At 67.8% G+C, this 21013-nt stretch carries 17 protein-coding genes and 1 pseudogene; 10 read left to right on the top strand and 8 right to left on the bottom strand.

Annotated elements, in window-relative coordinates:
* Positions 1–263 precede the first annotated feature (263 nt).
* A complete protein-coding gene (locus NF4_RS34640; protein WP_030522047.1) occupies positions 264–755 on the top strand; it encodes a YflT domain-containing protein in 492 nt (163 codons plus the stop codon).
* 3 nt (positions 756–758) lie between these two features.
* Complete coding sequence (locus tag NF4_RS34635; RefSeq protein ID WP_063131616.1) at positions 759–1340, top strand: suppressor of fused domain protein; 582 nt, start codon at positions 759–761, stop codon at positions 1338–1340.
* Positions 1341–1374: 34 nt separating this feature from the next.
* On the opposite strand, the pseudogene NF4_RS34630 reads toward NF4_RS34635, so the two are convergent.
* Positions 1375–1785, bottom strand: a pseudogene (locus NF4_RS34630) (CorA family divalent cation transporter); the annotation flags it as partial.
* Positions 1786–1845: 60 nt separating this feature from the next.
* Here NF4_RS34630 and NF4_RS34625 point away from each other — a divergent pair.
* From NF4_RS34625 to NF4_RS34615, 3 genes are all read left to right on the top strand, one after another.
* Positions 1846–2700: a PHP domain-containing protein gene (locus NF4_RS34625; protein ID WP_063131618.1), complete on the top strand. Its 855-nt coding sequence runs from the start codon at positions 1846–1848 to the stop codon at positions 2698–2700.
* Positions 2697–2963 carry a hypothetical protein gene (locus NF4_RS34620; protein ID WP_084533805.1) on the top strand — a complete coding sequence of 89 codons (267 nt, stop codon included), beginning with the start codon at positions 2697–2699 and terminating at the stop codon, positions 2961–2963. The genes NF4_RS34625 and NF4_RS34620 overlap by 4 nt, the downstream gene beginning before the upstream one ends.
* A gap of 525 nt (positions 2964–3488) precedes the next feature.
* Positions 3489–4694: an NAD(P)-dependent malic enzyme gene (locus tag NF4_RS34615; RefSeq protein WP_063131615.1), complete on the top strand. Its 1206-nt coding sequence runs from the start codon at positions 3489–3491 to the stop codon at positions 4692–4694.
* 152 nt (positions 4695–4846) lie between these two features.
* Here the strand turns inward: NF4_RS34615 and NF4_RS34610 are convergent, their stop codons facing one another.
* The gene (locus NF4_RS34610) at positions 4847–5812 is read right to left on the bottom strand and encodes an SDR family NAD(P)-dependent oxidoreductase (RefSeq protein WP_063814798.1); all 966 of its coding nucleotides are present in this window, start codon (positions 5810–5812) and stop codon (positions 4847–4849) included.
* A 132-nt stretch (positions 5813–5944) separates the two neighbouring features.
* Between NF4_RS34610 and NF4_RS34605 the strand changes: the two genes are divergently transcribed.
* From NF4_RS34605 to NF4_RS34595, 3 genes are all read left to right on the top strand, one after another.
* Entirely contained in the window at positions 5945–6859 is a 915-nt protein-coding gene (locus tag NF4_RS34605) for a helix-turn-helix transcriptional regulator (protein WP_084533804.1), read from the top strand.
* Between the two features lie 275 nt (positions 6860–7134).
* Positions 7135–8037, top strand: a complete 903-nt coding sequence (locus tag NF4_RS34600) for a glycine betaine ABC transporter substrate-binding protein (protein WP_232330786.1) — start codon at positions 7135–7137, stop codon at positions 8035–8037.
* A gap of 212 nt (positions 8038–8249) precedes the next feature.
* Positions 8250–9731 carry a DHA2 family efflux MFS transporter permease subunit gene (locus NF4_RS34595; RefSeq protein WP_063131613.1) on the top strand — a complete coding sequence of 494 codons (1482 nt, stop codon included), beginning with the start codon at positions 8250–8252 and terminating at the stop codon, positions 9729–9731.
* Here NF4_RS34595 and NF4_RS34590 read toward each other — a convergent pair.
* The 5 genes from NF4_RS34590 to NF4_RS34570 all read right to left on the bottom strand — a co-directional run bounded on the left by NF4_RS34590 (position 9661) and on the right by NF4_RS34570 (position 16599).
* The gene (locus NF4_RS34590) at positions 9661–11100 is read right to left on the bottom strand and encodes an HAD-IB family hydrolase (RefSeq protein WP_269749676.1); all 1440 of its coding nucleotides are present in this window, start codon (positions 11098–11100) and stop codon (positions 9661–9663) included. The two genes, NF4_RS34595 and NF4_RS34590, sit on opposite strands and share 71 nt — an antisense overlap.
* A gap of 206 nt (positions 11101–11306) precedes the next feature.
* Positions 11307–13100: an AMP-dependent synthetase/ligase gene (locus NF4_RS34585; RefSeq protein ID WP_063131617.1), complete on the bottom strand. Its 1794-nt coding sequence runs from the start codon at positions 13098–13100 to the stop codon at positions 11307–11309.
* Between the two features lie 127 nt (positions 13101–13227).
* Positions 13228–14151: an alpha/beta hydrolase fold domain-containing protein gene (locus NF4_RS34580; RefSeq protein ID WP_063131611.1), complete on the bottom strand. Its 924-nt coding sequence runs from the start codon at positions 14149–14151 to the stop codon at positions 13228–13230.
* Positions 14152–14173: 22 nt separating this feature from the next.
* Positions 14174–15058, bottom strand: a complete 885-nt coding sequence (locus NF4_RS34575; RefSeq protein WP_084533802.1) for an SDR family NAD(P)-dependent oxidoreductase — start codon at positions 15056–15058, stop codon at positions 14174–14176.
* Positions 15055–16599, bottom strand: coding sequence for a flavin-containing monooxygenase (locus NF4_RS34570; RefSeq protein WP_063131609.1), 1545 nt, complete (start codon positions 16597–16599; stop codon positions 15055–15057). Before NF4_RS34570 ends, NF4_RS34575 begins: the two co-directional genes overlap by 4 nt.
* 67 nt (positions 16600–16666) lie before the next feature.
* Here NF4_RS34570 and NF4_RS34565 point away from each other — a divergent pair, with 67 nt between their 5' ends.
* Positions 16667–17299: a TetR/AcrR family transcriptional regulator gene (locus NF4_RS34565; RefSeq protein ID WP_063131608.1), complete on the top strand. Its 633-nt coding sequence runs from the start codon at positions 16667–16669 to the stop codon at positions 17297–17299.
* Positions 17300–17302: 3 nt separating this feature from the next.
* On the opposite strand, the gene NF4_RS34560 is transcribed toward NF4_RS34565, so the two are convergent.
* On the bottom strand, positions 17303–18553 hold the full coding sequence (locus tag NF4_RS34560; RefSeq protein ID WP_063131607.1) for an MFS transporter: 1251 nt from the start codon (positions 18551–18553) through the stop codon (positions 17303–17305).
* A gap of 763 nt (positions 18554–19316) precedes the next feature.
* Here NF4_RS34560 and NF4_RS34555 point away from each other — a divergent pair.
* On the top strand, positions 19317–21013 hold a 1697-nt coding region (locus tag NF4_RS34555; RefSeq protein WP_501193531.1), incomplete at its 3' end, for an RNA polymerDNA-directed RNA polymerase subunit B.

Genomic DNA, 21013 nt, shown 5'->3' with positions numbered 1-21013 from the left:
TGCGGGTTGCGTCGGGATTCGATGCCCGGATCGGATGCCGACTCGACCGCTCGGCCGACCTGGCGTCTGATCGCTTTCACGAACAGCAGCGCCCTCTCGGTGCCGAGTTCAGCGAGGCCCATAAAGGGTCGAGGCCCGTCCCGCCGTTCAGGCCTCGAAGTGCATGCGGCGAAGCCGCGAGTCTCGAGGCCTGAACGGCGGGACCTTCGGGGGCCTCGACCCCGCGCCGCCGCAGGCGGCGCCAAATAAGACAGAATGGACTTATGACGAACCCTCTTGGAGGCTCGAATCGCGGTAGGCAGGGTCTGCCCACGCCCCCTTCCGGGTGGCCGGTCGGTTCGTATCCGACCTATGCCGAGGCGCAGCGTGCGGTGGATCATCTGGCGGACAATCAGTTTCCCGTGCAGAACGTGACCATCGTCGGCGTCGACCTGATGCAGGTCGAGCGGGTGCTGTACCGCTTGAACTGGGGCAAGGTGATCGGCGGGGGTGTGGTCTCGGGTGCGTGGCTCGGGTTGTTCCTGGGGCTGTTGCTGAGTCTGTTCACCACCAATGGCATGGCCGGCCCGCTGGTGGTGGGCCTGGTCGGCGGCATCATCTTCGGGGTCATCTCGACGACCATCCCGTACGCGGCCACCCGGGGGCAGCGGGATTTCGCCTCGACCATGCAGTTGGTCGCGGGCCGTTACGACGTGTTGTGTGACCCGAAGACGGCCGAGCAGGCCCGGGATCTGCTCGCGAAGCTGGCCATCTAGCGGATGGACGTGATCGAACGCGTCCGGACGGTCGTGGCGGAGTTCTTCGGGGTGGACGCGGCGGCGGTGGATACGGCGTCGATGACTTTCCTGGGTCTGGAGCCGATCGAGATCCTGCGCATCCCCGGTGACGGTGTGACGCACTATCTGACGGTCGGTGGGTCGCGGCATCCGATGGGCGATCCGGGGGATCTGCACGCCGATCCGGTGCGCGGTCCGCGGGCGGAGTTGGTGCTGACGGTGCGGTCGGCGGCCGGTGCCGGGGCGGGAGTGGCCCGGACACTGGGGGTGCTGGCGGCGGCGCCCGCGGTCGAAGGTGTTGTGCTGCAGGCGGACGCGCTCCTGGATCTGGGCGAACCGATCTGGCAGGACGCGCCGTTCACGGCGGTGCTGCTGGGCGCGGGGGAGATCCCGGAGATCGAGTTACCGGATCCGGCGGAGCCGGTGCGGTATTTCACGGTGACGCCGGTGACGGCGACCGAGGCGGCCTGGGTACGGGTGCGTGGGGCGCAGGCGCTGCGGGATGCCTGGGCCGAGGCCGGGATCGATGTGCTGGACCCCGGCCGGGGCGCGGCTTCGCTGTAGCGTCGGTGCGGGATGCGGCGGTGGACGGGCCCGGTCAGAGCCAGTCGTTGCGGCGGAAGAGCGCCAGCAGCGTCAGGCAGATTCCGAGGATGACCACGAGCACCACCGGATAACCCCGGCTGGTCTTCCGTTCCGGCATGTGCTCGAAGTTCATCCCGTAGACACCGGCGATCATGGTCGGCACCGCGGCGATGGCGACCCACGCCGAGATCTTGCGCATATCGGTGTTCTGCTGGACGGTGATCTTGGTCAGCGCGGCGCTGATGAGAGCGCTGAGCGAATCGTCGAAATCGGTGATGCGTTCGGCGACACCGGTGTGGTGGTCGGCGACATCGCGCAGATAGCGGCGGATCTCCGGGTCGATCGGCAGTTCCTCCTTGTGCACCAGCAGTTGTAGCGGCAGCGCCAGCGGATCGACCGCGCGCCGTAGTTCCACCAGCCGCCGCGCCCGCGTTTGCCGCCCCGCACCGGCAGCGCCCCGGACGAGCACTGGAAGACTGGACGGGTGCGCATCGATCTGCATACCCACTCCACCGCCTCCGACGGCACCGACAGCCCGGCCGAACTGGTGCGCAAAGCGGCCGATGCCGGGCTGGATGTCGTCGCGATCACCGATCACGACACCACCGCGGGCTGGGCCGAGGCCGAGGCCGCCCGCCCGGCCGGGCTGGCCTTGATCCGGGGCATGGAAATGTCGTGCGTGGGCCGCGGTGTCGACGGCTATCCCGTGTCGGTGCATCTGCTGGCCTACCTGTTCGACCCCGCCGACAGCGGTTTCGCGACCGAACGGGAACGGCTGCGCGCCGAACGGGTCGAGCGACTACGTGCGATGGCCGAACAGATGGCCGCCGACGGGCTACCGATCGATCCGGACGCGGTGCTGGCCGCCGCCGGTCCCGCCGCGGGCCGTCCCCACCTGGCCCGCGCCCTCGTCGAAGCGGGTGTGGTGCCCTCGGTGAATGCCGCCTTCGCCGATCTGCTCGCCTCGGACGGCCCCTACTACGTGGAGAAGGCCGATACCCCGCTGCGCCGGGCAGTGGAGATGATCGCAAGGGCCGGCGGCGTCAGCGTGCTCGCCCACGGGCGGGCCCGCAGCCGAGGACGGCTGTTGGACCTGCAGGAGGTGCGCGACCTGGCGCCGCACGGACTGGGCGGCCTGGAGGTCGATCACCCCGACCACAGCCCCCGGGACCGGGCGGTACTGCGTGAGCTGGCCGGCGAATGCGGACTGCTGGCGACCGGGTCCTCGGACTACCACGGCGCCAACAAGACCCTCGGCCTGGGTGAATGCACCACCGACCCGGCGCAGTTCGAGAAACTGGCCGGCCGAGCCACCGGCGTACCGGTGCTGGCCTCATGAGAGTGGTGCGCGGCATCAGCGGTGTGGCGGCGGCCGGGCTGGTACTGCTGGCGCTGGTCGTCGTCGGGGCGGAGCTCATCGGCGAGCGCCGCGGTTTCCCCGGGCCCGGCGCCGAATCGGTGGCCTGGCATATCGCTGTCGCGGTCATAGCTGTTGTGGCACAGGTGTATTCGGATCGCGCGCGGGGCGCGGCGAGCCTCGGCGCGGCGGCGGCGGTGCTGGGTTCCGGCGCGATCCTGCTGTGGACCCAGTGGTGGGGCTGACCGGCGGCGCAGTATCTTCCGGTCGCCGGTTTCACCAGGCTCCCGGGAACCTTTGAGGTGTCTCACCGGATCGTGGCGCCGCCCGCGAGTTTCCGCTCACGGGAAGGTAATGCTCGGGGCCTACGCTGGCCCCGTGGTGTCCGAAACGCGCAATCCACCGGGCCCGGTTTGGCGAACGATCCGGGACCTGGCAGAATGTTGCGGATTCCCGATCGTTGCCACCGCCGGGTCGGGGATATCAGGCGCCCGCCGCTCCGCGACGCACCGTCGCGACGGGAAACGGGCACCGGTCGAGTTCATTCGGACCAACCCGTCCGAAATCCACCCGGACCGTCGCTGCCCGAAATCAGCGCCACCGTCTATTGCCCTGTGTCCGGGCTCCCCGGGTCTTCCGGGTACAGGTAGCGCCGGGAAACATCCTGGTCGCGCCGCCGATGAACGATATGACGCAGATAACACCAAATACCCGGCGGTAACCGTCCACCGGTTACGACCGCAACCAGCAGGAGTGAAATCGTGTCCTCTGTGACTGACGCACCGAACGCCACCGCCAGCAAAGAAGAGATCCAAGATCTCTCGGCGATCACTCACGAGGAGATCTTCGCGGGTCACCTCGGCGGCAAGCTCTCGGTCGAGCTCAGCTCGCCGCTGGAGACCCAGCGCGACCTATCGATCGCCTACACCCCCGGGGTGGCACAGGTGAGCCGCGCCATTGCCGAGGACGAGTCACTGGCCAAGCGCTACACCTGGACCGACCGTCTGGTGGTCGTGGTCAGCGACGGGTCGGCGGTGCTGGGTCTCGGCGATATCGGCCCGCGCGCCTCCCTCCCGGTCATGGAGGGCAAGTCGGCGCTGTTCAAGAAGTTCGCCGGACTCGACTCCATCCCGATCGTGCTGGACACCAAGGACGTCGACGAGATCGTCGAAACCCTGATCCGCCTGCGCCCCAGCTTCGGCGCCGTGAACCTGGAGGACATCTCCGCCCCCCGCTGCTTCGAAATCGAGAAGCGGGTCGTGGAAGCCCTCGACTGCCCCGTCATGCACGATGACCAGCACGGCACCGCCATCGTGGTGCTGGCTGCCCTCAATGGCGCCGCCGCCGTGCAGGGCCGTGCCACCTCCGGCCTCAAGGTGGTCGTGTCGGGCGCCGGTGCGGCCGGTGTCGCCTGCACCAACATCCTGCTCGCCGCGGGTGTCGCCGATGTGACCGTGCTCGACTCCAAGGGAATCGTCAGCCGCGACCGCGGTGACCTCAACGCGGTCAAGGCCGATCTCGCCCAGCGCACCAACCCGCGCGGCCTCACCGGCACCGCCGCCGACGCCCTCGCCGGCGCCGACGTGTTCCTCGGCCTGTCCGCGGGCACCATCGCCGAAGAGCTCATCGCCTCGATGGCCCCGGAGGCCATCGTGTTCGCCATGTCCAACCCGGACCCGGAAATCCACCCCGATGTGGCCAGCAAGTATGCCGCCATCGTCGCCACCGGCCGCAGCGACTTCCCGAACCAGATCAACAATGTGCTCGCCTTCCCCGGCGTGTTCAAGGGCGCGCTCGACGCGGGTGCCCGGCGCATCACCGAAGGCATGAAGATCGCGGCCGCCAACGCCATCCTCGGCGTCGTCGCCGACGAACTCGCCGTCGACAAGATCGTGCCCAGCCCGCTCGACCCGCGCGTCGCCCCCGCGGTGGCCGACGCGGTCGCCGCCGCCGCCCGCGCGGAGGGCGTCGCCTGATAGATCGTTCCGCCTGACCCGGGCGGTAACCGCAACTACAGCACTCGGCCGCCACCCTGGGCCGGGTGCTGTAGTTTTTGGCGCGCCTTCGGCGCGCGGGGTTGAGGCCCCCTGGGTCTCGCCGTTTCGGCCTCGAGACTCGAGCCTTCGGCTCATGCGATGTGCGGTGGACCGTCCATGGAGTGCGGCCTTTGAGCATCGGTCGAGTCGACATCCGGGTGGTCGGCGGTGAGCGACTCGACGGTGTTCCAGAGGTCGCGTTCGCGATCCGGGTCGTAGGACTCCGCCGAAGAACGCGCGACCCGGCGCCGGTCCACGTAGGACCCGCTCGGCGCCGGTGCCGAGCCCAGGACGATATCGGCCAGGAAGCGACCGGCGGTGCGGGGCGAGATCGCCAGCGGGGTGAGCGTCAGCGCCGGCAGGAGGTAGCGCATCGCGAAGCGGGATAGCGGGTCGGCGTGCCGCGCCAGCCCGGTGCCGGGGACGAATCCGGGGTTGTAGGCGATGGCGTCGATTCCGGCGGGCAGCCGCCGGGCGTACTCGTGCACGAGGTAGATGGTGGCCAGTTTGCTGGTCGAATACGCGGTGCGACCGGCGCCGGTGCTATCCGGCACAGGGAACGCACCCGGACGGGCGAGGACATCGGGTTGCCGCCAGACCGGCCCGGGCACCATGGCCAGGTTGTGCCGGAGGTCGCCGAAATGGGTGTCGCTGGTGGTGAGCACTATCCGGGCGGGCGCGTGGAAACGGTCCCGGAGAATGCGGACGAAGAGATGGTTGGCGAGCACGTTGACGGTGAAGGTCGCTTCGAGTCCCTCGGCTCCGGGGGTCAGGGCGTTCCGGTACTGGATTCCGGCATTGCCGACGAACCCGCGCAGTGGCGGCAGGTCGCCGCTGTCCAACCGGGCGGCGATTTGTTCGGCGGCGCGGCGTACATCGGCGAGCGAGCTCAGATCGGCCGTGCAGTGCGATACGGCGTCGCCGGCCGGTAGCCCGCGACCCGAGGCGTCGCGGGTTACCAGAACCAGATGCGTATCCGGTGCTCCGCGCAAGAGGCGTTCCACGGCCGCGCGGCCTATCCCGCGGCTCGCGCCCGTCACGACGATGGTGTGCGGCATGGCTGTAGCTCCTCTGCTCCGGGACCCGGATCTTCAGGCTGGCCCGCCGCCCGCGCACCGGCCAGTACCTCTGCCGGACCCTGGACTCGCAGTACCCAGGCTGTCGGACCGGTGACGGGTGACAATGGGCGGATGGGCGCTTCTGATCCCGGCTTCGGCCGCCTGCTGCACGCCTGGCGGGACCGTCTGGCCCCCGCCGACGCCGGTTTCACCCCGGCGCCCGGCCGCCGCGCTCCGGGACTGCGGCGTGAGGAACTCGCGCAACTGGCCGGTCTCTCCGTCGACTACGTCCTGCGCTTGGAACAGGGGCGCGCCCGGCATCCTTCGGCCCAGGTCGTGGGTGCGCTGGCCCGCGCTCTGCAACTGTCGCGCGCCGAACGCGACCGGCTCTATCGCAGCGCGGGACTGCTGCCACCACGGGACGGGACGGTTGGCGCTCATGTGCCTGCGGGTGTGCAGCGGCTCGCCGCGCGCCTCGGCGATGTGCCGATCGGAGTGTTCAGCGCTGACTGGACGCTGATCCGGTGGAATCCGCTGTGGGCTGCGCTGTTCGGCGATCCGGCTCTGGTGCCGGCGACCGAGCGCAATCTGGCACGCGGGCTCTTCGGCCTGGGCGCGGCACGTGCGGCGGTGGCGTCGGTGCGGTCCGAACGCGGCAACGAGGCCTTCGCGGCATCCATCGTCGCCGACCTGCGCGACGCGGTTGCCCGCTATCCCGCCGATTCCGAACTCGATGGGCTGGTACAGGGGCTCTGCGCGCAGTCGGCGGATTTCGCCCGGTTGTGGGCCACCGGCACGGCCGCGGCCCCGCATACGAGCGAGCGGAAGACGATCCGGCACCCGGAGGTCGGCGATATCCGGGTCGACTGCGACGTGCTCCTGGTTCCGGGCCTGGACCTGCGGTTGGTCGCCTATACGGCCGCGGCTGGGAGCAGCGACGCGGGCAAACTCGATCTGCTCCGGGTCACCGGGGGCGGCGCCGCGCTCGCTCCCGTTGGCCCGCAGCCGGACGCCGGTCTCGACTCGCCCGGTGAGCGGCGGGGATAGCCGGTATCCGACCAGGTCGGCGGCCGGTCTGCCGGCCTGTGCGATGCCGGGCCCAGGTCGTGGGCGCCTACCGTCGCGTCGCCGGTTGCGGGAGCCGGCCGCCGGGTGGGCGGTCGCGCCGAACGGGTACCGGGCGCCTCGAGGTTCGGCCGTGGGCAGTGGGCGCTTCGAAGAGTGTGGCCCCGGGTGGGTCGTTCCGATGGTTCCGGGCGACGGTAGATTCTGGTGATTGCCGGGTGCCCGGTACGGGTCCGGCGGGCTGGTTACGGAAGAGGGTGTCTCACGCAATGCTGCTGGCCGCGTCGACGCGTGTCGTTGCTCGGGTGCTGGTGCCTGTTCTCGCCGTACTGACCGTTTCCTGCGGGAGTGACACTGGGCCCGAGCTGGTGGTGGGGGCGCAGGAGGCGGCCGAATCGCGGGTGCTGGCGGAGATCTACGCGCAGGCGCTGGCGCGGACCGGGGCCGCGGTGCGCGTGGAGCCGGGGCTGCGTGATCGGGCGGACGTGTTCGCGGCGTTGGACGCGGGAACCGTGGCGGTCGCCGGTGACCACAACGGCGCTCTGCTGGCGGAGTTGAACACCGGGGCCGAGGCGACCACCACCGAGAAAGTGACGGAAGAACTGAACGGGTCGTTGCCGCAGGGCACGGTCACCTCCGATGCGGCCGACGGCGCGGATTTCCAACCGCGGGTCCTGGTCGCCACCGCCGTCGCCGAGCAGCGCGGGATCGATTCGGTGGAGCAGTTGGGTGCGCAGTGTCCATCGATGGTCGCCGGTGTCGCCGCTGTTCCCGGATTGTTCGAGCTACCGGAGGTCGCCGCACAGATCTCGGGCTGCGAATTCGCCTCGACCGAGGTGTTCCCGGAGCCCGGAGAATTGCGGCGCGCGTTGCTGGAGGGTCGGATCCAGGCCGCGGTGCTGGCCGGTCCGGCCGAATTCCTGCCGGGCGGTACCGAGGGGCTGACGGTGCTCGCCGACCCGGAGGACGCGATCAGGCCGGAGAACCCGCTCGCTCTGGTGCGCAAGGGGGCGTTGGACGATCGGCAGCTGGAGAAGCTGAACTACGTGGCCGGTGAACTCACCACCGACGAGCTCGCGACCCTGGTGCTGCGGGTCCGCGACGTTTCCGCGGACCCGGGGGAGCTGGCCCGCACCTGGCTGGACGCGCACGGTCTCTGAGCAGGGCGGGGATCGGTCCGATATGCCCGGAATGTTGGCGCGGCGCGCGGCGTCGTACCTGGAGTCCGGAGTGGCCACGGCATGAGCAGCCTGCGGCTGTCGTGCCCCGTCCGTACGGTGAGTCGGTAGTACCGGATGGTGCGTTCGTGTGGCGCGCCGCGGCGGATCCACGAGACGGCGCATCGGGCGCCGCTCGGACAGGAACGGAAGCTATGCCCACTCAACGCAATCCGTGGCTCGCATTAGGTGCGCTGGTCATCGGATTCTTCATGATCCTGCTCGATGTCACCATCGTGGCTGTCGCGAACCCGGCGATCATGGCCGATCTGCACGCCGATATCTCGCAGGTCATCTGGGTGACGAGCGCCTATCTGCTCACCTACGCCGTGCCACTGCTGATCACCGGGCGGCTGGGCGACCGGTTCGGCCCCAAGAACATCTACCTGTTCGGGCTCGCGGTGTTCACGCTCTCCTCGCTGGCGTGCGGGCTGGCCGGTGATATCGAGACCCTGATCGCCGCGCGGGCGGTGCAGGGGCTGGGCGCGGCGTTGATGACCCCGCAGACGATGGCGGTGATCACCCGGACCTTCCCGCCGGACCGGCGGGGCGCCGCCATGGGTATGTGGGGCGCGGTCGCCGGGCTGGCGACGCTGGTGGGTCCGATCCTGGGTGGTGTGCTGGTCGACGGTCTCGGCTGGGAGTGGATCTTCATCGTCAACGTGCCGGTCGGGGTGGTGGCCTTTGCGCTCGCCGTCTGGCTGGTACCGGCGCTGCCGACGCAAGAGCACAAGTTCGACCTGGTCGGCGTGCTACTGAGCGCGGTGGGCATGTTCCTGCTGGTGTTCGGTATCCAGGAGGGCGATACGAGCGACTGGTCGGCGAAGATCTGGGCGATGATCGTGGCCGGGATCGTGGTGCTGTCCATCTTCGTGGTGACCCAGGCGCGTGGGTCCGGCGAGCCGCTGTTGCCGTTGCCGCTGTTCCGGGACCGGAATTTCTCGCTGTCGAACCTGGCCATCGCCAGTATGGGAGCGGCCGTCACGGCGGTCATGGTCCCGATCTACTTCTACCTACAGGCTGTACACGGTATGTCGCCGACCCGGTCGGCCCTGGTGCTGGCTCCCATGGCCATCGTGACGGGGTTCGCCGCCCCGGTGATCGGGCGACTCTCCGATCGGATGCCTCCGCGGATCATTCCGACCATCGGGTTCGCGGTGTTCGCGCTTTCGATCCTGTGGTTCGCGCTGGTCATGCGGGATCCGCACGCGAATATCGCCTGGATGGTCGTGGCGGGCGCGGTGGCCGGTGCCTCGAACGCCTGTATCTGGGCGCCGCTGGCCACCACAGCCACCCATAACCTGCCCATTTCGCAGGCCGGCGCCGGCGCGGGCGTCTACAACACGACTCGTCAGGTGGGGTCGGTCTTGGGAAGCGCGGCGATCAGTGCTCTGGTGGCCGCTCGGATGAGTGCGGCGGGTCTGGGTGGTGCGCCGAGCGGAGAGGGGATGGGTACCGGACAGGTGCCCGAGTCGGTGAAGCAGGCGTTCAGTACCGCGCTGAGTCAAGCCACCTTGCTGCCGGCCGCACTGCTGCTGGTCGGGGTGGTCGCCTCGGCGTTGTTCATCAGCTTCCGGGCCGGTGACAGTGCGGCGGATCCAGCGCGACTACAGCATGCTGATTCTCCGGCTCGCTAGGGAGTGACGCGCCACTCGCATCCGGCCATCGTTCCAGCGTGTCGAGATACAGGCGGCGGACGGCCGCGATCTGCTCGTCGAGGTTCTCCCGCGTCCATGCGGAAGTATCGATCGGGTCGAGGATGGTGACATCGATCGTTCCGGGCCGGACGATCAACGCCCGTCGCCAGAGTGCTCGCCCGGCGTTGCGTATAACGATCGGCACCATAGGAACCCCGGCCTGCGCGGCGAGGTGGAAAGCGCCCTTCTTGAAGTCCTGGAGCCGGGGAGTCACCGAAACTCGCCCTTCGGGCGCGATGGCTACCGACCTCCCCCTGTGTAGCTGGGTGACCAGCGAATTCAGTGCCTCTTGGGCGCCACCGGGGGTGGAGCGGTCGATGAAAACAGTGCCGACGAATCTGAGGAGAGGACCGAAGACCGGATAGTGCTTCACCTTGATCGTCACGACCGGTGTGAAGGACCCCCGCAGAATATACGGAATTATCATGCTGTCGATCTGACTCTGGTGGTTGAAAACGAAGACCGCGGGACGGGCGGCCCGGGCCTTGTCCCCGCCGATCACCCGTACGCGCAGGCCCAGGCATCGAAGTGTGGCCGTCGACACCCACCGGTACATTCGGTCGATCTCGGCGCGGCGATCACTGGTCAGTGAACACAGGAATGTTGCGGCCGCGGCGCCGACCACCGCCAGGACACCGAGAAGTGTCCGGACTATCCGGTAGGGGCCCGGCCGCCGACGCTCGAAACGCAGAACCGGCCAGCCCTGCCCGGTGGCCTCATATGCCAGAGCACGATCCGGATTCACCGCGGTCGGATTACCTGTCAGCCGGAGCATAGGAGTATCCACCCCGCCGTTGGAGTACGAGAAGCTCTCGGCCAGGTCGATCTCGTGGGCCACAGCGAACTTTTCCACGAGGTCGGCCTTGAAGTGCTCCCAGACGATCTCGCCGTCAATCTCACCGGTGATTCGCCCACCGGAAACGGCCGGCTCGGTGCACAGCATGTGGTCTATCCCGAGTTCCGCGGCGAGGCGACGGGTCTGGAACCCGGTGGCCGAGGTTGCCAGTATCACCGTATGACCCGCGCGCTGATGTGCGCGGACCAGTTCCCAAGCTTCGGGATAGAGGTTGCGCGCGATGTGGTTCTGGAACAGCTGTTCCTCGGCTTCCATGAGCTCTTCGGTCGGCCGACCCCGCCAATTCTCGGCAATCATCCGCTGCACAGATCGGTAGTGTGTCGCGCGCTTCCGTCCCGAGAGACCCGGCAGAAGCGGCGAGGCAGCATTGCCTCCGAGCAGACGCGACAGACCGACGCGGGCCGGAGTGACTCCTTCGACGATCGTGCCGTCGAAATCGAAGAATGTGGCGATGCGCGGCCCGCCGGGCCATGGTCGTTTCCCGCTTCTCGTCGCACGAACGTTTCCTGTTGATGGTTCCGGGCGGCTCCGGAATCCGCATCCGCCACGAATGTCCTTTTACGTTCGGCTGAGGATCGTGGCGACAACGTCTCCGCAACGAGGCGGCCCCGGTGAGCGATGAACTCACCGGGGCCGCGTCGCGAGGGGGAGGGGAGGGATCAGCTGTAGATCTTGTCCACCTCGGTGGCGTACTGCTTCATGACGACCGCCCGCTTGAGCGACATCTTCGGCGTCAGCTCACCGGTTTCCTGGGTCCAGTCCGAGGTCAGGATATTGATCTTCTTGATCTGCTCGGCCTTGGAAACCTTCTTGTTGGTCTCGGCGACCGCGGCCTCCACCTCGGCGACCAGGGCCGGGTTCTCGACCAGTTCGGCGATCTCCACCTCGGCCGCGATGCCGTTGCGTTCTTTCCACCCCGGCAACGCTTCCGGATCCAGGGTGATGAGCGCGCCGATGAACGGTTTCCCGTCGCCGACCACCATCACCTGGCCGATCAGTGGATGCGCCCGCAGTTCGTCCTCCATGGGCGCCGGGGAGACGTTCTTACCGCCCGCGGTGACCAGGATCTCCTTCTTGCGGCCGGTGATGGTGATGAAACCGTCGGCGTCGATGGCACCCAGGTCGCCGGTTTTGAACCAGCCGTCGACGAACGCATCCGCGGTGGCCTGTTCGTTGCCCCAGTATCCGGCGAAGATCACCGGCCCGCGCAGCAGAAGTTCGCCGTCCTCGCCGATCTTGGCGGCGTGACCTTCCAGTGGGCGGCCGACCGACCCGACCCGAATGTGTTCGGGGGTGTTGACCGACACGGCGGCGGTGCTCTCGGTGAGGCCGTAGCCCTCGAAGATGGTGACGCCGACACCGCGGAAGAAGTGTCCGAGCCGGGCGCCCAGCGGGCCGCCGCCGGAGACCGCGGCCTGACAGTTGCCGCCGAGGGCGGCCCGCAGCTTGCCGTAGACGAGTTTGTCGAACAGCGCGTGCTTGGCACGCAATACCAGGCCGGGCTTCCCGGCGCCCAAGGCCTCGCTGTAGGCGATCGCGGTGGCCGCGGCGGCGTCGAAGATCTTGCCTTTGCCCTCGTCGTGGGCCTTCTGTTTGGCGGCGTTGAACACCTTTTCGAATACGCGCGGTACCGACAGCACGAAATCGGGCCGGTGTTGGGCGAACTGCTGGACCAGCGTGCTCCAGTCGGAGGTGTGCGCCAGGGTGACCTTGGCGTCGAAGGCGGCCAGGCTCACCGCGCGGGCGAAGACGTGCGCCAGCGGCAGGAACATGAGTGTCTTCTTGCCGGGGGTCAGGAACGACGCCAGCGCGATCCGGTCGGCGCGGGATTCGGCCCAGAGATTGGCGTGGCTGAGCATGACGCCCTTGGGCCGGCCGGTGGTGCCGGAGGTGTAGATCAGGGTGGCCGGGGAGGCCGCGTTCACCTGGGCGCGCCGGTCGTGCACGACCTGCTCGTCGAGTTCGGCACCGCGCCGCACGAGTTCGTCGATCGCGTCCTTGTCGATCTGCAGGGTTTCCCGCAGCGCGGTCAGATCGGCCGGATCGATCTCGTCGATGACGCCGCGATGCTTGTCGTTCTCGACCACCAGCAGCGCGGTGGCCGAATCCTGCAGGATCCAGCGCGCCTGTTCGGCCGAGGAGCTGTCGTAGATCGCCACGGTGCAGCCGCCGGCCGCCCAGATGGCGAAATCGAGCAGGGTCCATTCGTAGCGGGTGGCGGCCATGATGGCGACCCGGTCGCCCAGTTCGATACCCGAGGCGATGAGACCCTTGGCCACATCGGTGACCGCTTTCGCGAACTCCGCGGCCCGGACATCGCGCCAGCCGCCCGTGCCATCGGGGACGTTGAACATCACCGCGGCGGGGGATTCTTTCGCGTAGCGGAACACGTTGTCGGAATTGTTCGCGTCCTCGGGGATGGTGTAGGAAGCCGGGGCTTCGAACTCGCGCATCATTGCCTTTCCCTGTTTGCCAACTCGTCGGTAATTTACGCCACCGGAACCGGGCGGGGCGCGGGCCACCGGTAAACGCCCTGGATCTCACCCTGGAACCAGGGCGAAACACGTCCCGATCAGGTTTTCATCCTAGGTCGCGCAGCGGTAGCTGATCGACGGCTTGCCGGAGGAAATCGGCCATTTCGGTCAGCGCCGCAGCAGCTGGTCCCACCAGGGCGGCCTGTAGCTGGGCGACATGCCAGAGACCGCGGCTCTCGGTGAACGAGACGCTGACCCCGGCCGTGCGCAGGGCCGCGGTGAGATCGACGCACTGCGGGTGCAGCAGTTCGTCGATATCGGCCTGGACATACACCGGCGGCAGCCCGGCGAGGACACCGTGCAGCGGGGCGTAACCCGTATCGGCGGGATCGCCGGCGCCGAGGTAGGCCGCGGCGCAGGCCCGCGACCAGGGTCCGTTGACGACCAGATCGCGGGGGCGTTCGGCGAGCTGGTTCGGATCCACCCACGGCGCGATCAGACCGAGCGCGGCGGGGGTGTGGCCGTGCCGGGCGATGAGCCGCTGGGCCAGCGCCAGGGCCAGGCCACCGCCGGCCGAATCCCCGGCGATCGCGATCCGTTCCGGCCGGTAGCCGTGTCCGGTGACCAGCTCCAGGAAGGCGGCCTCCGCGTCGTCCAGGGCCGCCGGATAGGGATGTTCCGGTGCCAGCCGGTAGTCGAGGGCGTAGACCGGTAGCCCGGTTCCGGCGGCGAGCCGGCCGTTGAGCGAGCGGTGGGTGGCCAGCGAACCCACGGCGTATCCGCCGCCGTGCAGGTACAGCACGGCGGCGGGTTCGGAGGGGGCAGGGCCGGCCGGTGCGAGTCGCTCGGCCGGTCGGCCGCCCAGGCGGATCCGTTCGACTCCGACGCCCGGTGGTACGGGCTGCAACGCCGAACCGGCGTCGATCAGGGCCCGCTGGACCCGCCAGGGCAGCCGGGAATGCAGAGCCACCCGGTACATCGAGCCCAGGACGGCCCGCGCCAGCGGCAGTGGCAGCGCGATATCTCGCATGTCGTTCCTTCTCCGGTACCGGTCAGGGCAGGAAACGTCGTTCGACGCCGACCGCGATGCGCTGGTAACCGGCGGCGGCGGTGCGGACGAACAGGTCCAGCAGTTTGGCCTCCCAGCCGATCAGCACCCGGCCGCGGCCCTTGCGGACGCCGTCGACGATGGTCTGCGCGGCCATTTCGGGACTGTGGATGGCGAGGTACTTGTCGAACATCGAGCTGGCGTTCGCGCCGTCGATATCGTCGCTGTAGGTGGCGTTGCGGGCGACGGCGGTCTTGATACCGCCGGGGTGCACACAGGTGACCTTGACCGGCGCGCGGTCCACCAGCATTTCCTGGCGCAGCGCCTCGGTGAAACCGCGGACCGCGAACTTGGCCGAGTTGTACGCGGCCTGCCCGGGCACCGCGATCAGGCCGAAGAGGCTGGACACGTTCACCACATGACCGTCACCGGATTCGAGGAGGAACGGCAGGAACGCCTTGGTCCCGTTCACCACACCCCAGAAGTCGACATCCATGATGCGTTCGATGTCTTTGAACTCGGTTTTGACGACGTCGCCGTGGTGGGCGATCCCGGCGTTGTTGTAGATCTGGTGCACGACACCGAAATGCTGTTTCACCGCGTCGGCGTAGAGCAGTACGGCCTCGCGTTCGGCCACGTTCAGCCGGTCGGATTTCACCTCGGCGCCGAGTTCTTCGCAGCGGCGGGTGGTTTCGGCCAGCCCCTCGGTGTCGATATCGGAGAGCGCCAGTTTCGCGCCGCGCCGGGCGAGGTTGACGGCCAGTGCCCGCCCGATCCCGGAACCGGCTCCGGTGATCACACAGACTTTGTTACGGAAGTACGCATCATTGCGCCCTCCCGTCGCCCGGCCTCCACCTCTCGGGGAATCACTTCGTGATGCTGTATTCATGCGGTCACAACTTTCAGGTCAGCTCGGGCCGCCGCGTCGGCAGCCGTCGTCGTATCGTAGGCGGCGACGTCGAATTTCCTTGTGATGCGGCGGAATTCGAAGGTGAAGTCCGGCCAGAGGGTCGTATTGTTGCCGTGCTTGTCCAGGTACCAGCTGGCGCAGCCGCCGGTGCTCCACACGCTCTTGGTGAGCTTCTTCTGCAGGGCGGAGTTGTAGGAGTCCTGCGCCGAACGGCGCACCTCGACAGTGCGCAGACCCTGGCGTTCGACGGTGGCCAGCGCGTCGGCGACGTAGTTGATCTGGGATTCGATCATGTACACCATCGAGGTGTGGCCCAGGCCGACGTTGGGGCCGAGCAGGAAGAACATATTCGGGAAGTTCGCGATCGCCGAGCCCTTGTAACCCTGCTGGCCGATATCGTCGAACACCTCGGTCAGGCTGCGGCCGTCGCGACCGTAGATGGTCTCGTAGGCGGGGGAATCGGTGACGTGGAAGCCGGTGGCGACCACGATCGCGTCGACCTCGCGTTCGGTGCCGTCCTTGGTGACGATCGAGTTCGCGCGGATCTCGGCGATCCCGTCGGTGACCACGTCGACATTGTCGCGATCCAGGGCCGGGTAGTACTCATTGGAGATCAGCATGCGTTTGCAGCCGATACGGAAGTTCGGGGTGACCTTCTTGCGCAGTTCCGGGTCGCGGATCTCCATGGCCAGTTTGGCCTTGGCCAGGGCTTCGAAACCGCGCATCAGCGGCGGGAACTTCGCCAGGCCGACCACCTGGGTCTCCCGGGCGGCGTAGATCGCGGCCCGGGACAGGCGCTGTACGCCCGGGATGTGCTTGAAAGCCAGCCGCTCGGGCAGCAAGTAGGGACGGTCCAGCCGGGGCAGCAGCCAGGGCGCGGTGCGCTGGTAGACGTCGAGGTGGGCGACGCTGCCGGCGATGGCCGGCACGATCTGGATGGCCGAGGCGCCGGTGCCGATGACCGCGACGCGCTTACCGGCGAGGTCGGAATCGTGGTTCCAGCGGGCCGAGTGGAAGATCTCGCCCTCGAAGCTGTTGATGCCCTTGATATCGGGCAGGTTGGGCTCGCACAGCGCGCCGACCGCGGAGACCACGGTATCGGCGGTGAAATCGCCCTTGCTGGTGGTCACCTCCCACTGCGCGGTCTCGGCGTTCCAGCGGGCGCCGGTGACATCGCAGTCGAAGAGGTGCTTGTCGCGCACGTTGTACTTGTCGGCGACGCCCTGGATATAGGACTGGATCTCGCCCTGCCGGGAGAACGACCGTGACCAGTCCGGATTCAGGGCGAAGGAATACGAGTACAGGTGCGAGGGCACATCGCACGCGGCACCGGGATAGGTGTTGTCACGCCAGGTCCCCCCGACATCGCTACCGCGTTCCAGTACGAGGAAATCCTCGCGGCCCTGCTGGGTCAGCCGGATGGCGAGGCCGAGGCCGGCGAAACCGCTGCCGATGATGATCGTCCGCAGATGACGGGTGGGCTGGTTGGCGACAGCTTTGTCTGTAACCTTGCGACTCATATAATGAGCGTAAGGGCTTATTGAGTCACAGTCAACAGTATTGAACGGCATTCAGTAGGATGGACAGGTGAGTACGAGCCCGGAAGCACCCGTCAAGCGCGTCCGATTGAGCCCGGACGAGCGGAAGACGCAGCTGATAACGCTCGGCGTGAAGATGCTCGGCGAACGGGCGATCGAGGACATATCGGTCAGCGAGATCGCGGCCCAGGCCGGGATCTCGCGGGGACTGCTGTTCCACTACTTCCCCACCAAACAGGACTTCCAGCTCGAAGTGGTCCGGCATGCGAACGCCGAACTGCTGGCCCGCGTCGTCCCCGACCCCACGCTGAGCCTGGTCGATATGCTGCGCGACTCGGTGGGCCGCTATATCGACTACGTCAGCGAGAACCGCACCTCGTACCTCGCCCTGCTACGCGGACCCGCCAGCTCCAGCCCGGAGTTGGCCGCCATGGTCGAGCAGACCCGGCACGCGATCGTCGACATCATCCTCACCCAGGTCCCGCTGTCGCCGGAGGAACGCGAGCAGCCCCGGCTGGTTCTCGTGGTGCGCGGCTGGGTTGCCTTCACCGAAGAGACCACCCTGTCGTGGCTACGCGGCGAATCCATCTCCCGCGACGAACTGATCGAACTGCTCGTGGAGTCGTTGCTGGCCCTGTCGATGGCCGTGAACCCGGCCCTGGCCGCCGCCCTGCGCGCCTGAGGTTCACCGAGCCGGGCTTGCCGAGCCTGTCGGCAATACATCAGGGTGTTCGTGCGCTCGGTCGAGGCGGGGCAGTAGCAGTGGGGTCGCCAGGAGGAGCAGTCCGGCGAGAGTGATCGCCGCGCGTATTCCGATCCACACGGCGAGCAGCCCCCACAGCGCGGTGACCACCGCGATGGTGACCTTCTTGCTCACCGACCAGGCCGCCAGCGCGCGGGTCGCCCGGTCGGCCGGTAATTGCTCCAGCCGGTAGGTGGCGAAGACCGGGTTGAACACGGCCATACAGACGATCACGGCGGTCTGGACCACCAGGACGAGTATCAATCCGCCGGCCCCGGCGGTGACGGCGCCCAGCGCCACCGGCCAGCACACCCGCAGAATCCCGGACATCCGCAGCACGCGCCCGGGCCCGTACCGGTCGACGAGCCGGGGCGCGAGCCGCGCCCCGAGCAACCCGCCCAGGCAGGGCAAGGCGAACGCGAGCCCGAATTCCCAGGGCGCGAAGCCGAGCTGCCCGAGCATGAGCACCGACATCAGCGGCTGGGTCGCCATGATCAGCGCGCCGACGAGGGCGTCGTTGCAGAGCAGCGGGCGAAGGCCGGGATGGCCCAGTATGTAACGCCAGCCTTCGAACTGCGCGCCCGGGCGCGGTGCGTCGGGGCGGGCCGGACGCGGTTCCCGGTCACCGATCGCGTGCAGGCCCGCCGCGGAGGCCAGATAGCTCAGGCCGTCCGCGATCAAGGTGGCCATCGGGCCCAGCAGCCCGATCGCGGCGCCACCCAGCGGCGGCCCGAGCACGATGGCGGTCCAGTTCGTGGATTCGAACCGGGCATTGGCCACCAGTAGATCGTCCGGCGCCACCAGGCCCTTCAGATAGGCGCCGGACGCGGCGGTGAAACCGATATCGGCGGTCGCGGCGATGATCGCGACCACGAGCAGTTGCGTGAACCCGAGTGCGCCGAACGCGAAGGCGATCGGAATGCTCAGCAACGCCGCGCACCGGATGAGGTCCATGGCGATCAGGACCGGCCGCTTGCGGCGGAACTCCACCCAGGGGCCCAGCGGAATCGCCACCAGGGCACCCACCGCGAGGCCGGCCGCCGTCAGTATCGAGACCTCGGCGGGTCCGGCGTGCAGGACGAGGACGGCGACGAGGCCGAAGGCGTTGAACGCCAGCGCGGTACCGAAACGGCTCACCGCGTAGGCGGCCCACAGCCGGCCGAACTGCCGTCCCAGGGACCGCCCATTCGCCATTCCGGCGCACCTTTCGCTCGTCCGTCCTCGCGATGACCTGCGCGAGCAAAGCAGAAAGCGCGGGCCGCGATCAAACAACCGTGGCGGTACCCGGGCACAACCGTTCGTTGTTTTGCGCGGGTTGTTTACCGCGAGTCGGACCCCGGTGTATGCCGCAATTATCGGGAGCGATATATTCGAGTGGGAAGGGTTGGGAATTACTTCCGCGTCGGCGGTTGCGCCGCTGATTCATTTCTCATCTGCCCCGGGTACTGCCTTTCGTTCCCCGGATTCGGTGTTCGCCCGCGCCCGGCCGGGCGCCGCGAGCTCGGGGGACTCCTCGGCGCAGGACCCGGCGAGTGCCCCTGTCCCCGAGCGCGACCGGGAAGGTGCCTGCTCGCGCCACGGGCCCGTCCTGCCGCGTTCTCCCCGCACTCGAACCCGCGACAGCCGATTCCGGCGGTTTTCCGCCATTCGGCTTGACGCCGTGTGGATCGGGGTGTCATTATCAAAATAGAAAGCACCGGGAAACGGATGCTTTATTTTTCATGTCTCTCGACATTCGACGATTTCGTGTGTAATTTAGGACTTCGCGCCGGGGCGCGTGCTGTCCGACTCTCGAAATACGAAACCACCGTGGAAGTGGCGCATTCTGCGTATCGCTGCCACGGATTGTCGTCGAGTCCTGTCCGGACGGCTTCCGCCCGTGGTGCGCGATCGGAATAACGCCCACTGGACAAGCAGATACGTGACGCCCGCACCGCGCAGGTATGGGCGGCGTGCGGTGCTGGAAGGACGCATCTTGGCACTCCCTGATCAGAACGAGGTCGCTGCCGCGGCATCCGCCGGGAGCCGAATTACCGGAAGTCCCGAGCGACTCTCGTTCGCCAGAGTCCGTGAGCCCCTGGAGGTGCCGGGGTTACTGGAGATCCAGACCGAATCGTTCGGCTGGTTGATCGGCGCGGCCGCCCAGCGGGAACGGGCGGCCGCCCGCGGCGATTCGTTCACGGGCGGGCTGGCGGAGGTACTCGCGGAGATCAGCCCGATCGAGGATTTCGCGGCGACCATGTCGCTGACCCTGTCCGAGCCCCGCTTCGAGGAGGTCAAGGCCTCGATCGTCGAATGCAAGGACAAGGACGTGACCTACGCGGCGCCGCTGTTCGTCACCGCCGAGTTCATCAACAACAACACCGGCGAGATCAAGAGCCAGACGGTCTTCATGGGCGATTTCCCGATGATGACCGACCGCGGCACCTTCATCGTCAACGGCACCGAACGCGTGGTCATCTCGCAGCTGGTGCGCTCACCCGGCGTCTACTTCGATCACTCCGTCGACAAGAGCACCGAGAAGGACCTGCACAGTGCGCGCGTCATCCCGTCTCGCGGCGCGTGGCTGGAATTCGATATCGACAAACGTGACACCGTCGGTGTGCGGATCGACCGCAAGCGGCGTCAGCCGGTGACCGTGCTGCTCAAGGCTCTCGGCTGGACCACCGAACAGATCACCGAGCGGTTCGGTTTCTCCGGTGTGCTGATGTCGTCGCTGGAGAAGGACAACACAGCGGGTACCGATGAGGCGCTGCTCGATATCCACCGCAAGCTCCGGCCCGGCGAACCGCCCACCAAGGAATCGGCGCAGTCGCTGCTGGAGAACCTGTTCTTCAAGGAGAAGCGCTACGACCTCGCGGGTGTGGGCCGCTACAAGATGGACAAGAAGTTCGGTGTCCGGCGGGCCGCGCCGGGCGGTCCCCGGGTGCTCACCGAAGAGGACTTGGTCATCATTATCGAATACCTGCTGCGGCTGCATGCGGGGGAACGGACGATGACCGGGCCCGGCGGTGTCGAGGTGCCGGTGGAGGTGGACGATATCGACCATTTCGGTAATCGCCGCGTACGCACCGTGGGGGAGTTGATCCAGAATCAGTTCCGGGTGGGGCTCTCCCGGATGGAGCGGGTGGTCCGGGAGCGGATGACCACCCAGGACGTCGAGGCCATCACCCCGCAGTCGCTGATGAACATCCGTCCGGTCGTGGCGGCGCTCAAGGAGTTCTTCGGGACCTCCCAGTTCTCCCAGTTCATGGACGAACGCAACCCGCTCGCCAGTCTCACCAACAAACGCCGCCTGTCCGCGCTCGGGCCGGGCGGCCTGTCCCGGGACCGCGCGGGCCTCGAGGTGCGCGACGTGCACTACAGCCACTACGGGCGGATGTGTCCGATCGAGACGCCGGAGGGCCCGAATATCGGGCTGATGGGATACCTGTCGGTGTATGCGCGGGTGAATCCGTTCGGGTTCCTCGAAACGCCGTATCGGAAGGTGATCGACGGCAGGGTGACCGACGAGGTCGTCTATTTGACCGCTGACGAGGAGGACCGGCACGTCGTCGCGCAGGCGAACGAACCGCTCGATGCCGAGGGGCGCTTCGTCGAATCGCGGATCGCGGTGCGCCGCAGATACTCCGAGGTCGAGTTGGTCGATACCGG

The organism is Nocardia fusca NBRC 14340, from assembly GCF_001618425.1.
Classification (GTDB): Bacteria; Actinomycetota; Actinomycetes; order Mycobacteriales; family Mycobacteriaceae; genus Nocardia; species Nocardia fusca.
The sequence above is the reverse complement of the archived record's forward strand: the minus strand, read 5'-3'. Positions and strand labels throughout refer to the sequence as shown.

What these genes read in the sequence shown, in the direction of transcription:
- NF4_RS34570 (WP_063131609.1), bottom strand. Translation starts at nt 16,599, where the DNA reads ATGAGTCGCAAGGTTACAGACAAAGCTGTCGCCAACCAGCCCACCCGT.
- NF4_RS34575 (WP_084533802.1), bottom strand. Translation starts at nt 15,058, where the DNA reads ATGAATACAGCATCACGAAGTGATTCCCCGAGAGGTGGAGGCCGGGCG.
- NF4_RS34635 (WP_063131616.1), top strand. Translation starts at nt 759, where the DNA reads ATGGACGTGATCGAACGCGTCCGGACGGTCGTGGCGGAGTTCTTCGGG.
- NF4_RS34580 (WP_063131611.1), bottom strand. Translation starts at nt 14,151, where the DNA reads ATGCGAGATATCGCGCTGCCACTGCCGCTGGCGCGGGCCGTCCTGGGC.
- NF4_RS34560 (WP_063131607.1), bottom strand. Translation starts at nt 18,553, where the DNA reads ATGGCGAATGGGCGGTCCCTGGGACGGCAGTTCGGCCGGCTGTGGGCC.
- NF4_RS34620 (WP_084533805.1), top strand. Translation starts at nt 2,697, where the DNA reads ATGAGAGTGGTGCGCGGCATCAGCGGTGTGGCGGCGGCCGGGCTGGTA.
- NF4_RS34640 (WP_030522047.1), top strand. Translation starts at nt 264, where the DNA reads ATGACGAACCCTCTTGGAGGCTCGAATCGCGGTAGGCAGGGTCTGCCC.
- NF4_RS34585 (WP_063131617.1), bottom strand. Translation starts at nt 13,100, where the DNA reads ATGCGCGAGTTCGAAGCCCCGGCTTCCTACACCATCCCCGAGGACGCG.
- NF4_RS34605 (WP_084533804.1), top strand. Translation starts at nt 5,945, where the DNA reads ATGGGCGCTTCTGATCCCGGCTTCGGCCGCCTGCTGCACGCCTGGCGG.
- NF4_RS34595 (WP_063131613.1), top strand. Translation starts at nt 8,250, where the DNA reads ATGCCCACTCAACGCAATCCGTGGCTCGCATTAGGTGCGCTGGTCATC.
- NF4_RS34610 (WP_063814798.1), bottom strand. Translation starts at nt 5,812, where the DNA reads ATGCCGCACACCATCGTCGTGACGGGCGCGAGCCGCGGGATAGGCCGC.